Here is a 14,044-nt window from a genome sequence, read left to right as displayed (position 1 = left end):
CGAATGGGCAATCGTGTGACCGCTTTCGAAACACGACGCTATCAGTGGTGGTGGCCCGTGGCTTCGGCGTAGCTCACGCCGAAACGCTCCTCGAACAGTTCCATGATGAGTTCTTCCTGCGCTTCGAGGTCGTCGCCGGCGTCCTCTCCGTGGTGAACGAGGTGATGTGCGCGGCTTGCGAACGACAGGAGAGTGATGTCTCCGACCGTCTCGGCAGGAGACTGGTCACCCTCTGCAAGTAGGTCGACGAGTCCGGCAGGAATCGTCACGTCGTCGGCGTCGCCTGCTTCGGATTCGATACTGAACGTCGTGGTCTCGATCTGGTCGGCCATACGGCTACACTGACGGCCCAGCCTAAAGGTCCTGCGGCTACGCGCCGAAACGCTCGTGAACCCCCCTGGGTACCGCTCGTCCCGGCGAAATGGAGAGAATTCTTCACATCGAGGCAGCGAGTTCCCGCACCTCGTCCCAGCGCCCGTTCGATTCGAGTTTCGTCTGGAGTTCGCTCGCGTACTCCTGGGCGAGCCGGTCTGCAGCCGTGCGCTCCGCGTCGGTGATGCCACCATCGTCACTCCCCAGACCGAATGCGGACTTGATCGAGTCGAAGAGACCACCTGCAGAATCGGAGGAATCACCGCGACCAGTCCCGCCGAAGCCGGCCGGCTGGGACGCCGCCGAATCGAACTCCGCGAGGACGTGTTCGACCTGCTCTGTGTTCGCAACTAGCGCCGCCTGGTCCGAATCGGCTGGGCGCTCGATCTCGAACGTCGTCGCCGTCATGATGAGTGACCACTCCTGATTCGAAAACTGGGAGTCGACGACCCGGTCGGCGAATTCGCGATCTAGCGCCATCCGTTCTCCAACGATGTGATCCGTCCAGGATTCCGACATGGAGGGTGATTTCCGCCGAGTCGATTTCAGCGTTTCCCTGGCTTGTTACCTCAGTACAGCTGTGGCCCAGCAGTCCTCTGAGTACTCACCACTGCCCCATAGCTCAACCATGCTAAAAAACAATTATAGACCAGCCTTGGTAGAGATTGTCTCAACTACAAACAGGCAGAAAGTTCCGGTTAATATCAACGAGGTTATGTATGTGCCACGTTTCGCTTCGGATATGGAACGTCCAACACCAACACGACGGCAGTTCACTACCGGAGTCGCGGCCGTCAGTTCGCTAACAGTAGCGGGTTGTCTCTCCGATGAAAACGACGACGATGAGTCCGACGACGAATCGGACGGGGACCTCGATAATTGGGAACCCACCGAACGGTACCCCGTCACCATGACTTTCGAAAACGGAAACGGTGACGCAATCGGAGCCGGATTCGAAATCGTCGCGGAGCCATCTGACAGCAGCAAACCGGATTTCAGCGCACAGGCGACCGGGTTCGAGAACGGGACGACCACGCAAAAGCTGTCCGAGGGAGAGTACACGTTCACCGTGACGAGTGCCGACGACAGCTTCGATGACGTCGAAAAAGACGTGACGATCGACGGACAAAAGGAAGTAACGTTCGTTCTCGAAGGCGCAGAACCGGCCGAATAGACACCGGACTGACAGTTTTTCAGACGCCGCTGTCCTCGTTGCTCGGTTGCACAATTACGGGTATACGAGTGATACCGACGACAGTGCGACCGTCTCGTTTTGCTGAAATCCAGTGACCGATCCGGAGTACTGCGGCTATAGTGAGATGTCGGCGTGAAGCTCGGCCTTGACCGCATCGTGGACCTTACACAGATCGTTCGCCCGGTCGATCACAGCCTCGGCTGTCTCTTCGTCGAGTTCGGGGTCGACGGTGACATCGAACGAGATCGACGCCAGTTTGTCGTCGTCGTTCAGTTCGCCGTCGGCGTCGATCTGGATGCGACCGAGGTCGCCCGCGTCTCGCTGCTCGGCGGCGACGCGAAGCGCGGGAACGTAACAGGACGCATACGCACCGAGCAGTGCCTCCAGTGTGTCCGGCCCCGTTTCGCCGGTCGCGTCGACCGTCCACTCGAAGTCGTCGGTACTGTTCGTCGAGTCGTAGCCCTCGTCGGAGACTGTGGTCACGTTCTTTGACATGCAGGTCCGACTGACGACGGCCCGACGTGTAAACGTTGTTCTCTGTGGCGGGTTACCATTGGTCCGAGAAACTATCGAGACAGGGCCGCCTCGGGCGCGACCGGAACCGGCTGAACGAACTGAGTTGCGAACGGGTTGACAGCGTTACGAGAGATCGAACGATTCGTCCCCGTCGAGGGTGACGACGTCGGCGTCCGAACCCGTCCGCTCGACGGCGGCGGCGAAGTCGGCAGGGTCCTGCTCGATCGGTGGGAACGTGTCGTAATGCTGTGGGAAGGCGTAGTCGACGTCGAGCCAGTCGACGGCCATCGCGGCCTGCGTCGGCCCCATCGTAAAGTGATCGCCGATCGGGACGGCGACCGCGTCCGGATCGAGAGACGGCGCCACGACGTCTCGGAGTTCGCTGAACAGGCTCGTGTCGCCAGTGTGGTAGAACGTCGTCGCGTCCGCCTCGTCGTCGGTCGGATCCGCGTCGCTGATCAGGAAGCCCGCGGGCATCCCGGCGCTCGACTCGTAGTCGGTCATGATGCCGTTCGTGTGGTCGGCGCGGTGCATGGTGACGAAGGCGTCGCCGCACTCGACGGTCCCACCGAGATTCATTCCCATGCCACCGACGGCATCGTCGAATCCGAACTCGTCCTCGCAGTAGGCGACGAGTTCTGGCGTGGCGACGAGCGTCGCATTCGCGAAGTCGCTCGCATCGGCGATGTGGTCCGCGTGCCCGTGCGTGAGGAGCACGTAATCCGGCTCCACAGCGTCTTCCGGCTCCAGGCTCGTCTTTGGGTTGTCGAAGAAGGGATCGATCAGCAGGTCGGTTTCGCCAACCGTGACGTGCCACGTCGAGTGGCCGTGCCAGGTGAGTTCCATAGACGGGCGATACTTCCGTCCTGTGACCCATAAAAGTACGAGATTCGCCGGGGTTCGGCTCGGCCGGACGGCTGAATTTGGACGGTACACCGCTCAGTGACGACGAATTTCGCAGTCCGTTCGGGCACCCGGCCGTGACAGCTCCGAGACGGAACTGCCGCGCTACCCAATCGGCACCAACGTGTCGCCCCCTCGTAGCAGTCGCTCTCCTATTCCCCTCTTATCCACGACTGGTGCCAGCGTGGTGAATTTCAGATACCTCCGCCCGAGCACCTGGCTTTATCCCGGGGCACGGCGAACGCGCCGACGATGTTGACCCTGGAACTCGATCCGTTCATGGTCGAAGTAAAAGACGGTTCGATTCACAACGTCGGCCCGACGAACACGGAGACGACGGCCAAGTTGTTCGACGTAGAGACGGCGAGCGCACGGGAATTCGGTGACAGGCGCGTGAAACTCGAGTTCACCGACGCGGAGGGAAACGAGATACAGGTAGCGATGTTTCCCGACGAGATTCGGTCGCTCGTCGCCGACCTCGACGCACTCGAGGCCGACTCGATCGTCTTCGAGTGACGATCAGAGGAGCACCGAACACAGCCAGGACCTCGTGATTGCCTGATTGACCGGTCGAGACGGACGTCCAGCAAGACGACGGGGAACGAGCGTGATTCGACAACCGTTTTACGCTCAACCCATTCTACCCGGGTAGATGGGTACCTGCATCATCTGCGACACGCCTGTCGACGGTGAGGTTTGCGAGGTCCACGAGGAGGACGTCTGTTTCGTTTTCCGTGGCGACGACCCCTCGCAGCTGACCCCGAACCGATACTACCGGGGCACCGTCGACGGCTACGCCGACTTCGGCGTCTTCGTCGATATCGGCCCCCGTGTCACCGGCCTGTTGCATCGAAGCGAACTGGACAGTCGACTGGAGAGTCTCGACTGGGAACCGGGCGACACCGTGTTCGTCCAGGTCCTCTCGGTCCGCGACAACGGAAACGTCGACCTCGGCTGGTCCATCCGTGAATCGGCCGACGAGTTCCGCGGCACGATCGTCGACGATCCCGACGAGGGCGAGAGTCGCCTCGAGGACGAGGCGGACGACGCGCCCACAGACGGGACGACGGCGGACGCCGAAGTGGAATCGACACCCGAGACGGAATCGACGGCCGAATCTGACGAGCGTGAGGCGGCGAATACCGAATCTGCGCCACAAAACCAGGGCGCGACTGCCAGTACAGCGAGCGCCGGGACGGCCGGCGGGGCTAGCACGACCGACGCTGGCGCAGTCGCAACCGGAAGCGCCGGGGCCGTCGCCGTCTCCGACGAAGACGATGCGGATCAGTCGGACTCCGACGAAGCCGACGCGACGCTCGCTCGCGCGACGGTCGACTCGCTCGAGGATCGCCTCGGGACGATCGTTCGCCTCGAAGGCGAGATCACGAGCGTCCGACAGACGAGCGGACCGACCGTCTTCGAACTCAAAGACGAGACCGGCATCGTCGAGTGTGCCGCCTTCGAAGAGGCCGGCGTCCGCGCGTATCCCGACGTCGACGTCGACGACATCGTCTCACTCGAAGGCGAGGTCGAACGACACAACGGCGATCTCCAGATCGAGACCGAAGCGCTCACCGTCCAGACGGACGAGGACGCGACCGAGATTCACGACCGACTGGAAGCCGCGATCGAAGACGAAGCCCGCCCGGCGGCGATCGAGCCGTTCGGCGAACTAGACGCCGTCACCGCCGTCGAATCCGAACTGGCCGACGCGGCGACCGCGATTCGGCGCGCCGTCATGGAGAGTCGACCCGTCGTGATTCGACACAGCGATACGGCAGACGGCTACACGGCCGCCGCGGGGCTCGAACACGCGATCCTCCCGTTGATTCGCGAGAAGCACACGCGAGACGACGCCGTCTATCACTACGCCGAGCGCCGACCGTTAGAGGGCAGTCGCTACGAGATGAACGACGCGACGGGTGACGTCACATCGCTGCTCGACGCGCAGACCCGCCACGACGAACTGGTTCCGCTGGTCGTCGTTGTCGATGCCGGCAGTACCGACGCTTCGCGTGAGGCCTACGAACTCCTCGACCGCTACGGCGCCGACCATCTCGTCGTCGACAGCAGCCACGCCGACGACCTCTCCGATGCCGTGACGACGACCGTCACACCGTCGACCCAGGGCGTCTCCGTCGACGATTGTACGACGACGGCACTGGCCGCACCGCTCGCGTCCGCCGTCAACCCCGACGTTCGCGACGAACTGGCCCACCTCCCGGCGCTTAGCTACTGGGAGGAGCCGCCAACCACGTTCGTCGACCTGGCGACCGAGGCCGGCTACGACGCGACCGGCCTCGAAGATCGTCGCAACGCCGTCGCACTGGAGGCCCACTACCAATCGTACAACGACAAGCGCGAACTGATCGCCGACCTGCTGTTCGATCCCGACGGCGATCTCGCGGCCCACGTCTCCGAGCAGTTCCGCGACAAACTCGAGACCGAACTCGAGACCGCTCGCGAGAACGCCGGCGTACGCGGGACCGACGGTGTGACGATCACCGTCCTCGACACGGCGAAGTACACCCACCGGTTCGACTTCCCGCCGACTGGCCTGCTCTTAGACGAACTCCACCGTCGGGAGCGCAACCGGACGGAACCCCCGTTCGTCACCCTCGGTGTCGACGAAACCGAACTACACGTCCGGGCGACCGACGCGGTCGACGTGCGTGATCTCGGCGACGCGATCGCAAGCGCCGTCCCGAACGCCGGCGTCCACACCGTCGGCGGCGCCGACGGCCACGTCGAGTTCCTCAAGGGCGAGCGCGCGGCCGTCCACGACGCGGCGATCGACGCACTCGGCGAACTGCTCGGGTAGTCGAGAGCGCTGCTTCGAAGTGCCCGACCGACCTCCGTTCGGACGTGAGAAACACCTTTTACGCCGGCCTGTGGACATCCCACCATGAGCGACGACACGGCAACGCGTCTCCGGGAGAACGCGACCGGGATCGCGTCGCTGCTGGTCACCGGCTGCTGGCTCGCGCTCATGTTCTCGGGAGTCGGCAACACCCTCTGGCTAGTCACCCTGCTTGTCGGCTACATCGTCGTCGTCCCGCTTGTTTCGCTGCTCTACGGGGACGAGGAAGACGCCGAGACGTGGTGGGACGCAAACGAGACGGAGCAGGCCGAACGCGACGAATCGACCGAGACGGCGCGGCGGGGTGAGGCGGGTGCCGGCGACGCACTCGAGACACTACGGGAGCGCTACGCCGCTGGTGAGCTCACCGACGAGCAGTTCGAGGGCAAACTGGAGCGGTTGCTAGCGACGGAGACGCTGGAAGACGCCGCGGAGCGGGGTGGATCGGTCGAGGCAGAGCCCGCCCACGATCGGGACGTCGAATTCGAACGGGAACGCGACGGCGTCTAACACCGAGACTCGCGCCGCCAGGGCGACACGCTTAACCGGCGTCCGCGGTGAATACGTCCCGATGAGTACCGGGGTGGATCCGACCGAGACGGAGGCGTTCGAGCGCGTCTGTGAGACGCTGGTCGAGCGGATTTTGTCGGGCGAGGTCGAGCGCGACGACGTCGAGTCGGCGAAACTACAGGCGTGTTCCGAGCACTCCGCGCCGAAGGTGCCGAAGAACGCGGAGTTGCTGGAGTACGCCCCGGACGAGCATCGCGAGACGCTCGAAACGGTCCTGCGACGAAAGCCGGTCAGGACGGCCTCGGGCGTCTCGCCCGTTGCGATCATGACTTCACCCGAGCGCTGTCCGCACGGGAAGTGTCTGTACTGCCCCGGTGGCCCCGACTCGGAGTTCTCCTCCTCGCAGAGTTACACCGGCCAGGAACCGGCGGCCGCTCGCGGGGTCCAGAACGACTACGATCCGTACGGGCAGGTCACCCTCCGGCTGGAGCAGTTGCGACAGATCGGCCACCCCGTCGACAAGGTCGAACTCATTCTGATGGGCGGCACGATGACCGCGCGGAGCCACGACTACCAGGAGTGGTTCGTCAAGCGGGCGCTCGAAGCGATGAACGACTACGACGTCGAGAAAACGCCCGAGCCCGCCGAGGGCGTGAGCTTCGCGCAGGATCCCGACGAGTACGAGTGGCGGTACACAGAAGACGTGATTACCGAAAACGAGACGAACGAGATCCGGAATATCGGAACCACGTTCGAGACCAAGCCCGACTGGTGCGACCCGGAACAGATCGATCGCATGCTCGATCTCGGGGGGACGAAGGTTGAGGTGGGCGTCCAGACCACCTACGAGCGCATCAACCGCGAGATGCACCGCGGCCACGGCATCCAGGAGTCGATCGACGCCAACCGCCGCCTGCGCGACGCGGCGTTCAAGGTCGGCTTCCACATGATGCCAGGACAGCCGGGAATGAGCAAAGAGATGTGTCTCGAGGACTTCCGCGAACTCTTCGCGAACGACGACTGGAAGCCCGATTACCTGAAGATCTACCCGACGCTCGTCGTCCGCGGCACCGCCACCTACGACTGGTGGCACCGAGACGAGTACGACCCCCTGACGAACGACGAGGCGGCCGACCTGGTCGCCGAGATCAAGGACATGATCCCGCGCTACACGCGCCTCCAGCGCGTCCAGCGGGACATCCCCGCGGACTTCATCGACGCCGGCGTCTGGAAGTCGAACCTGCGCCAGCTCGCCAGACAGCGCATGGACGAACACGGTTGGTCGTGTGACTGTATCCGCTGTCGTGAAGTGGGGATGAACGACGCGGAGCCCCAAACCGTCGACCTGGACGTGATGACCTACGAGGCCTGCGGCGGCACGGAGCACTTCATCTCCATCGAAGACTTCGATCAGGACCTCCTGATCGGTTTCTGCCGGCTTCGCTTCCCGAACGACCCCGTTCGCCCAGAACTCGAAGACGCCGCGTTGATCCGTGAGCTCCACGTCTACGGCAGCGAGGTGAGCGTCGGGAGCGAGCCGCAAAGTGGCGCTGAATCCGCCAACGGGCAGGGCACGCTGGCGAGTGACGCCGGCAACGACGGCGGCCAGCACCAGCACCGCGGCTACGGCCGTCGGCTGATGGAACGAGCCGAGGAACTCGCCACCGACGCCGGGTTTTCCAAGCTCTCGGTCATCTCCGGCATCGGCGCCCGGGAGTACTACCGCGAGAAACTCGACTATCACCAGGACGGCCCGTACGTGAGCAAGCGGCTCTAGGCAGGCTCCCTCGTGTTTCGGGCGGCCGACGGACGACCGCTGCTAGCCCGCCCCTAACACCGCTCGCCCCAGTCTCGCCAGTCCAGGTCGTCGTGGAGTGTCACCTCGATCTCCATGCTGCAGTCGGGACAGTAGAACGCCACCGATCGGCGACTGGGATCGAACTCGGTCCACTCGTCGTGGCGCTCGCAGCCGACGCGCAGTCCGCGCTCGGGGTCGGCCAGCGGCTCGACGCGATACGGGCCGATTCGGGCGTGGTCGTCGGGCCGTCGGTCGGGTTCGTTCGACACGGAGGTGGGAAGGGAATCGAGCGACGTAACTCCGTCGCCGGAATAGTGAGACGGTCCGGCACACACCGCGCGGCGCGGAGGGTGCGACGACGCCGTCGCGATCAGGCGTCCACTACCTGACAGCCGTCGGCGTAGGGCATGTGGGTCGAGTTCTGCCGGATGAGTGTCGTTCCGATACGGATGGCGCCGAGTTCGTCCTCGCCCCACACTCCCATCATGACGTAGAACGAGAAACACAGTCCGTCGGGCGCGTCTCCCTCGACGGGATGCCCGTGTTTTTCCTGGGCATCGGCCGTCGAAGCCGTCGCTTCGAACCGGCCGTCGACCGTCGCGACCGAAATTTCGTACTCGTCCGTCGTGCCGAACCACTCCTTGGCCAGCACCTCACCACCGAAGGTCGGGTGCTCGACGCCAAACTCGGCCGCCTCGTACGATCTCCGTTCGCGGTACCGTTCCTCCCCGTCTCTCGTGATCGTGACGACGACGTCGACCGGTTGCGTGCTCCGGTTCTGGATCTCGACGCGGCCGAGGGCGAAGGTCGGACGCTCCTCCCGGCTGAGACAGCCGGCGGCAACCGGACCGGTGCACACCGCCGCGAGGAGTCGTCGCCGACGGATCGATCGGCCGCTGTCGTATTCTTCCACGTCTGCGATAAAATAGATCCCCAAGTGTTGAAACACTTTCTATCTCATCGGTGCGCGTATCGGGAGCGCTTTGCACGTGTGAAGAGCGACACCCCTTTTTGGTCCGGAGGAACAGTGAACAGTATGGATCCCAAGCGGGAACTCTCGAGCGTCGACCTCGCCGCCGTCGTCGGCGAACTCTCCGACCTGGAGGGGGCGAAGGTCGACAAGGCCTATCTCTACGGCGACGATCTCGTGCGCCTCAAGCTGCGAGACTTCGATCGCGGACGGGTCGAACTCTTCATCGAGGTTAGCGAGACGAAGCGCGTCCACACGGTCGCCCAGGAGCGCGTGCCGGACGCGCCGGGTCGGCCGCCACACTTCGCGAAAATGCTGCGGAACCGGCTCTCGGGGGCCGACTTCGCCGGCGTCTCGCAGTACGAGTTCGATCGCATCCTCGAGTTCGTCTTCGAGCGCGAGGACGCCAACACGCGGCTCATCGTCGAACTGTTCGGCGAGGGCAACGTGGCCGTCACCGACGGCGAGTACGAAGTCGTGGACTCGCTCGAGACGATCCGACTGAAATCGCGAACCGTGGCTCCCGGCGCTCGCTACGAGTTCCCCGAGTCGCGGGTGAATCCGCTAACCGTCTCCCGCGAGGCCTTCGACCGGCAGATGGACGAGTCCGATACGGACGTCGTCCGAACGCTCGCGACACAGCTCAACTTCGGCGGCCTCTACGCCGAAGAACTCTGTACGCGCGCCGGCGTCGAAAAGACGATCGACATCGAGGACGCCGGCGAGTCCGAATACGAGCGGCTCTACGGCGCTATCGAGCGGCTGGCGATCGACGTCAGGAACGGGGCCTTCGACCCGCGGCTCTATCTGGAACACGAGGACGAGGAGGGCGAAACCGAAGGCGACAGCGGGACCGACGACGAGGCTGGCCCAACAGCGGAGACTGACGACGAGACCGAGGCCTCCGGCACACCTGTCGACGTGACGCCGTTCCCGCTCGACGAACACCAGCAAGCGGGGCTCGAACCCGAGGCGTTCGACTCGTTCACCGACGCACTCGACGAGTACTTCTACCGACTCGAACTCGCCGACGAGGAGCCTGCAGACGCGGCCAGCCAGCGCCCGGACTTCGAGGCCGAGATCGCGAAACAACAGCGCATCATCGAACAGCAAGAGGGTGCGATCGAGGAGTTCGAGCGCGAGGCCGAGGCCGAACGCGAGCGCGCCGAGTTGCTCTACGCGAACTACGGCTTCGTCGACGAGATTCTCTCGACGGTCCGGGATGCCAGAACCGAGGGCACCCCCTGGGCGGAGATCGAGGAGCGATTCGAAGCCGGTGCCGAACAGGGGATCGACGCGGCCGAAGCGGTCGTCGACGTCGACGGTGCGAACGGTCGCGTGACGATCGAACTCGACGGCGAGCGAATCGGGCTCGACGCCGACGACGGCGTCGAGAAGAACGCCGACCGACTCTACACCGAGGGGAAGCGCATCGCCGAGAAGAAGGAAGGCGCCCAGCAGGCGATCGAGAACACCCGCGAGGAACTCGCCGACGTCCGCGAACGCAAGGCCGCCTGGGAGGCCGACGACGAGGGTAGCGACGAGACCGGAGGCGACGACTCGGACGAGGACGAGCCGGACATCGACTGGCTGGCTCGCTCCTCCATCCCGATCCGCGAGAACGAACCCTGGTTCGACCGGTTCCGGTGGGTCCAGACCAGTGACGGCTTCCTCGTCATCGGTGGCCGGAACGCCGACCAGAACGAAGAGCTCGTGAACAAGTATTTGGAACCAGGCGATCGCGTCTTCCACACGCAGGCCCACGGCGGCCCCGTCACGGTCCTGAAGGCCACGGATCCGAGCGAATCGTCCCGCCCCGACATGGAGTTCCCGGAGGCGAGCATCGAGCAGGCCGCCCAGTTCGCCGTCTCCTACGCCTCGGTCTGGAAGGACGGTCGCTACGCCGGCGACGTCTACGCCGTCGACGCCGATCAGGTGACCAAGACGCCCGAGAGCGGCGAATACCTGGAGAAGGGCGGCTTCGCGATTCGGGGCGACCGAACCTACCACCGGGATACGCCGGTCGACGTCGCGGTCGGCATCCAGTGTGAACCCTGGACCCGCGTCATCGGTGGGCCGCCGGCCGCGATCGCAGACCGGGCGGTGACGACGATCGAAGTCGAACCGGGCCAGTTCGCCCAGGGCGACGTGGCAAAGCGGATCTACCGCGAATTGCGCGAACGCTTTGCGGACGAGTCGTTCGTCCGCAAGATCGCCAGTCCGGACCAGCTCCAGCACTTCTTGCCGCCGGGCGGCAGCCGGATCAAAGACGAGTGAGCGCGCTCGATCGACTCGATCGGGTTCCGGGGACCGGTCGCACGTGCGAACGACGGACGGGACCGGAACCGTCGGCCGCCACATCACGATTCCGACGTGTGAGGGATGTGTGAGAGTACGAGCGTAAACGCGACCGTCGCCACGAGCACGAGCAGAACGCCGAAAACCGTTCCACCAGCGGTCGGAATCCTCGAGGCGCCGACGGTGAGAACGACGGCCATCCCACCGACGAGAACGCTCGGCACCGTCCGGACCACTTCCACCGGCGCCGTCGTCGCGCCAGCACCGAGCTCTCGGCCCACCGATACCGCACGGTCGGCGGCGTCCCAGGACAGCACGACCAAGGTGGCCGCAGTCGCCGATCGCCAGATCGACGGGGCAGCGATCACCACATTCGCGAGCACGCCACCGAGCAGCAGGACGACGCCGAACACGGCACACTGACGCGCCCATCGAACGACTATCGGAAACAGCCCGGCGGTGAGAAACGCGACGCCGAGACCGCACGCGATAACCGGCAGCATCGTCGGCAGCGGTGGCGACAACGCGATGATCCCGACGAGCGCACCGCCGACGACGAGCGGGCCGACGATCGTGGCCCCGCGGCCGACGAACCGGTAGCGACGGCGCCGAAGGACGATCCCACACGCATAGAGTCCCGAGCCAATGCCTGCGAGGAGCAACGGTGCCCGCTGAACGGGACCGGTCGAACCGACGATGGCGGCGCCGAAGGCGGCGAGACAGGCGACTGTGGCGCTCAAGACCGCCGGTCGCGGGTCGGTCGGGTGGTCAGGAATACGACTCATCGCTGCACGCTCCGCCGGATCGTCGGCTCGAGAGGCGTTTCGGGGTCCCAGTCGACGACGGGAACGTCGGCCCGCCGAAGGGTGGCCATCCGATTTCTGCGCCGGAGCTGCGAGAACGCGGTGGCGAGGGAGTGCCCACTCGTGACGTCCGGTGAAACGACCGCGACGGAACAGCCTCGTTCGCGGAGTCGACGCGAGATCTCGACCGGAACGTCGTCGCAGAGGGGTGAGAACAAGACGACGTCCCAGTCCGCGCGAACGGCCGGCTGGAGCGTGCTGACGTGGGCGTCGACACACCCGTCTTCCGTCCGACGGTCCGGTGGCTCGAGCGACAGCGTGGTGTCGTCTTCGAGCGTCCGTTCGACGGTCCCGACGTGGTGAGAACACGTTCCAGGCGCGAGCCACGTCGACTCGGCCGACAGAATCGACAACCCGACGGGTGTCCCGGCGGCTGTCACCGCGTCGAGTACTTCTCTGGCTGCAACGCGTTCGTACAGCACTGCGTGTGGTTCGGCCGGACCCGCCGAGAGATAGCACTCGCGCCTCGCATCCACGCAGAGGACCACCGACTCGGTTCGCTCCTCGCGATAGCTGACCGTCGATAACGCACCGGATCGTGCGTATCGATTCCAGTCGATCCGTCCCGGTGGATCGCCGAATCGATAGGATCGGACCTTGGAGAACTCGACCCCGCTCCCGGTCGTCGCGCCAGCCGTGGCGCCAGGACGATTCCCGACGGCCCGTTCGAGCGGAATCGTCCGGATCGGCGACCGGCACGAAATCGCCGCCGACGTCGAGAGCGTCGTCACCATCACCAGCCGGCCGCTGACCTCTCTGACGACCGCCGTCACCGGTTCGAACCGGTGGACGCCGTGTTTCGCTTCGACGCGATAGGAAAAGGTCGTCGACTCACCGGGCCCGAGAACGGCTCCGTGGCGAGGCGAACCGTCCCGGACGGAGAGCATCGGCGGGACCCCATCGAGCATTCGAACGTCTGCGAGCGGCTGTGGGCCCTCGTTGCGAACCGTCACGGTGACCTCGACGGACTCCCCGTGGGCCGGGTCCGTGGGGGCTACCTGGTGGTCGGCGGAGAGCGACACGACAGGCTCCCGCGTAACGTGTGAATACCCCGTGAAAACGATCGCAGGGATCGCCAGGAGCGCCACCACCGGCTTCGCCAGCAGGACGCCGACGGCGATCGCCGACAACGCGACGATGACGGTGACGTTCCATCGACCAGTCCGTCGACGGATCATCGGCGGTGGCCCTCCCGTTCGAGGCGTACGATCGCCCGGACGGCTCGCAGCGCACGAGTGCTGAACCGCACCCGATCGACCACAGCCCGGACGCGCGACCGTTCCGACCCCCGATCGCTTCGAACGAACGATTCGGCGACTGGATCGCTCGTCCAGTCCCCTCGTTCGATCGTTTCACGTGCGGTCCGAGACGTACAGTTCGATCGCCTGCGGATCGCTCGAACGGCCGCCTGACGGATTTCCGCCCGAATACGCCGGCGTGTCCGGCGCGGCAGCGTCATCGACCACCGACTCTGGAGGCGCCGTTCGAGCCGAGAGTGAGGCGTTGGCGTCGACACAACTCGTTCGGGCGGCGGTCCGTTCGAGTCACCCGGTCGGTTCACTCCCACCAGGACGAGCGGCACGTAGAAACACACGATCGTCAGGACTCCCGTGAAGAACAGGATCAGGACGACCTCGTCGTCTCGAGGCCACGGAACTGGTGGGACGATCGGACCGAACAGCACCACCGCAAGCCCCAGACAAAGCGAGAGGACCCCGATCGCGGTCAACGAACGGCGACCGATCGAGATGGGATCCAT

The 14,044-nt window shown here is 64.8% G+C and carries 15 protein-coding genes; 6 read left to right on the top strand and 9 right to left on the bottom strand.

Annotation, left to right across the window (positions count from 1 at the left end):
- Window positions 1-41: 41 nt before the first annotated feature.
- The gene (locus tag C479_RS14435) at window positions 42-332 is read right to left on the bottom strand and encodes a DUF7545 family protein (RefSeq protein ID WP_007704124.1); all 291 of its coding nucleotides are present in this window, start codon (window positions 330-332) and stop codon (window positions 42-44) included.
- Window positions 333-435: 103 nt separating this feature from the next.
- Window positions 436-891 (bottom strand): DUF5799 family protein, encoded by a 456-nt coding sequence (locus C479_RS14430; protein WP_007704117.1) that lies wholly within the window; start codon window positions 889-891, stop codon window positions 436-438.
- Between the two features lie 61 nt (window positions 892-952).
- On the opposite strand from C479_RS14430, the gene C479_RS14425 reads away from it, so the two are divergent.
- Window positions 953-1,546, top strand: a complete 594-nt coding sequence (locus tag C479_RS14425) for a hypothetical protein (RefSeq protein WP_152415920.1) — start codon at window positions 953-955, stop codon at window positions 1,544-1,546.
- A 135-nt stretch (window positions 1,547-1,681) separates the two neighbouring features.
- Here C479_RS14425 and C479_RS14420 read toward each other — a convergent pair whose 3' ends face one another.
- Window positions 1,682-2,062 (bottom strand): OsmC family protein, encoded by a 381-nt coding sequence (locus C479_RS14420; protein ID WP_007704110.1) that lies wholly within the window; start codon window positions 2,060-2,062, stop codon window positions 1,682-1,684.
- A gap of 144 nt (window positions 2,063-2,206) precedes the next feature.
- Complete coding sequence (locus C479_RS14415; protein ID WP_007704107.1) at window positions 2,207-2,929, bottom strand: metal-dependent hydrolase; 723 nt, start codon at window positions 2,927-2,929, stop codon at window positions 2,207-2,209.
- 309 nt (window positions 2,930-3,238) lie between these two features.
- Here C479_RS14415 and C479_RS14410 point away from each other — a divergent pair, with 309 nt between their 5' ends.
- The 4 genes from C479_RS14410 (at window position 3,239) to C479_RS14395 (ending at window position 8,133) form a co-directional block, all read left to right on the top strand.
- Complete coding sequence (locus tag C479_RS14410; RefSeq protein ID WP_007704105.1) at window positions 3,239-3,502, top strand: hypothetical protein; 264 nt, start codon at window positions 3,239-3,241, stop codon at window positions 3,500-3,502.
- Window positions 3,503-3,638: 136 nt separating this feature from the next.
- The gene (locus C479_RS14405; RefSeq protein WP_007704104.1) at window positions 3,639-5,807 is read left to right on the top strand and encodes a DHH family phosphoesterase; all 2,169 of its coding nucleotides are present in this window, start codon (window positions 3,639-3,641) and stop codon (window positions 5,805-5,807) included.
- An 84-nt stretch (window positions 5,808-5,891) separates the two neighbouring features.
- Complete coding sequence (locus tag C479_RS14400; protein ID WP_007704102.1) at window positions 5,892-6,356, top strand: SHOCT domain-containing protein; 465 nt, start codon at window positions 5,892-5,894, stop codon at window positions 6,354-6,356.
- Between the two features lie 61 nt (window positions 6,357-6,417).
- On the top strand, window positions 6,418-8,133 hold the full coding sequence (locus C479_RS14395; protein ID WP_007704100.1) for a tRNA uridine(34) 5-carboxymethylaminomethyl modification radical SAM/GNAT enzyme Elp3: 1,716 nt from the start codon (window positions 6,418-6,420) through the stop codon (window positions 8,131-8,133).
- A 53-nt stretch (window positions 8,134-8,186) separates the two neighbouring features.
- On the opposite strand, the gene C479_RS14390 is transcribed toward C479_RS14395, so the two are convergent.
- Window positions 8,187-8,423: a hypothetical protein gene (locus C479_RS14390; protein ID WP_007704096.1), complete on the bottom strand. Its 237-nt coding sequence runs from the start codon at window positions 8,421-8,423 to the stop codon at window positions 8,187-8,189.
- Between the two features lie 101 nt (window positions 8,424-8,524).
- Window positions 8,525-9,067, bottom strand: a complete 543-nt coding sequence (locus C479_RS14385) for a hypothetical protein (protein ID WP_152415919.1) — start codon at window positions 9,065-9,067, stop codon at window positions 8,525-8,527.
- Window positions 9,068-9,190: 123 nt separating this feature from the next.
- Here C479_RS14385 and rqcH point away from each other — a divergent pair, with 123 nt between their 5' ends.
- On the top strand, window positions 9,191-11,401 hold the full coding sequence (gene rqcH, locus C479_RS14380) for a ribosome rescue protein RqcH (RefSeq protein ID WP_007704086.1): 2,211 nt from the start codon (window positions 9,191-9,193) through the stop codon (window positions 11,399-11,401).
- Between the two features lie 83 nt (window positions 11,402-11,484).
- Here rqcH and C479_RS14375 read toward each other — a convergent pair whose 3' ends face one another.
- Genes C479_RS14375 through C479_RS17140 form a run of 3 tightly spaced genes read right to left on the bottom strand, consistent with a single transcriptional unit; the run spans window position 11,485 to window position 14,044 of the window.
- Window positions 11,485-12,207 (bottom strand): DUF7519 family protein, encoded by a 723-nt coding sequence (locus tag C479_RS14375; RefSeq protein ID WP_007704083.1) that lies wholly within the window; start codon window positions 12,205-12,207, stop codon window positions 11,485-11,487.
- Window positions 12,204-13,463 (bottom strand): DUF58 domain-containing protein, encoded by a 1,260-nt coding sequence (locus tag C479_RS14370; protein ID WP_007704076.1) that lies wholly within the window; start codon window positions 13,461-13,463, stop codon window positions 12,204-12,206. Before C479_RS14370 ends, C479_RS14375 begins: the two co-directional genes overlap by 4 nt.
- The gene (locus tag C479_RS17140) at window positions 13,460-14,044 is read right to left on the bottom strand and encodes a DUF7269 family protein (protein WP_007704064.1); all 585 of its coding nucleotides are present in this window, start codon (window positions 14,042-14,044) and stop codon (window positions 13,460-13,462) included. Before C479_RS17140 ends, C479_RS14370 begins: the two co-directional genes overlap by 4 nt.

This window comes from Halovivax asiaticus JCM 14624 (genome assembly GCF_000337515.1).
Lineage (GTDB): Archaea > Halobacteriota > Halobacteria > Halobacteriales > Natrialbaceae > Halovivax > Halovivax asiaticus.
This window is presented reverse-complemented; position numbering and strand designations above follow the sequence as displayed.

Excerpts from the sequence above, each read along its gene's own strand:
- C479_RS14435 (WP_007704124.1), bottom strand. The coding sequence starts at position 332 with ATGGCCGACCAGATCGAGACCACGACGTTCAGTATCGAATCCGAAGCA.
- C479_RS14430 (WP_007704117.1), bottom strand. The coding sequence starts at position 891 with ATGTCGGAATCCTGGACGGATCACATCGTTGGAGAACGGATGGCGCTA.
- C479_RS14420 (WP_007704110.1), bottom strand. The coding sequence starts at position 2,062 with ATGTCAAAGAACGTGACCACAGTCTCCGACGAGGGCTACGACTCGACG.
- C479_RS14415 (WP_007704107.1), bottom strand. The coding sequence starts at position 2,929 with ATGGAACTCACCTGGCACGGCCACTCGACGTGGCACGTCACGGTTGGC.
- C479_RS14410 (WP_007704105.1), top strand. The coding sequence starts at position 3,239 with ATGTTGACCCTGGAACTCGATCCGTTCATGGTCGAAGTAAAAGACGGT.
- C479_RS14405 (WP_007704104.1), top strand. The coding sequence starts at position 3,639 with ATGGGTACCTGCATCATCTGCGACACGCCTGTCGACGGTGAGGTTTGC.
- C479_RS14400 (WP_007704102.1), top strand. The coding sequence starts at position 5,892 with ATGAGCGACGACACGGCAACGCGTCTCCGGGAGAACGCGACCGGGATC.
- C479_RS14395 (WP_007704100.1), top strand. The coding sequence starts at position 6,418 with ATGAGTACCGGGGTGGATCCGACCGAGACGGAGGCGTTCGAGCGCGTC.
- rqcH (WP_007704086.1), top strand. The coding sequence starts at position 9,191 with ATGGATCCCAAGCGGGAACTCTCGAGCGTCGACCTCGCCGCCGTCGTC.
- C479_RS14375 (WP_007704083.1), bottom strand. The coding sequence starts at position 12,207 with ATGAGTCGTATTCCTGACCACCCGACCGACCCGCGACCGGCGGTCTTG.
- C479_RS14370 (WP_007704076.1), bottom strand. The coding sequence starts at position 13,463 with ATGATCCGTCGACGGACTGGTCGATGGAACGTCACCGTCATCGTCGCG.
- C479_RS17140 (WP_007704064.1), bottom strand. The coding sequence starts at position 14,044 with ATGGATCCCATCTCGATCGGTCGCCGTTCGTTGACCGCGATCGGGGTC.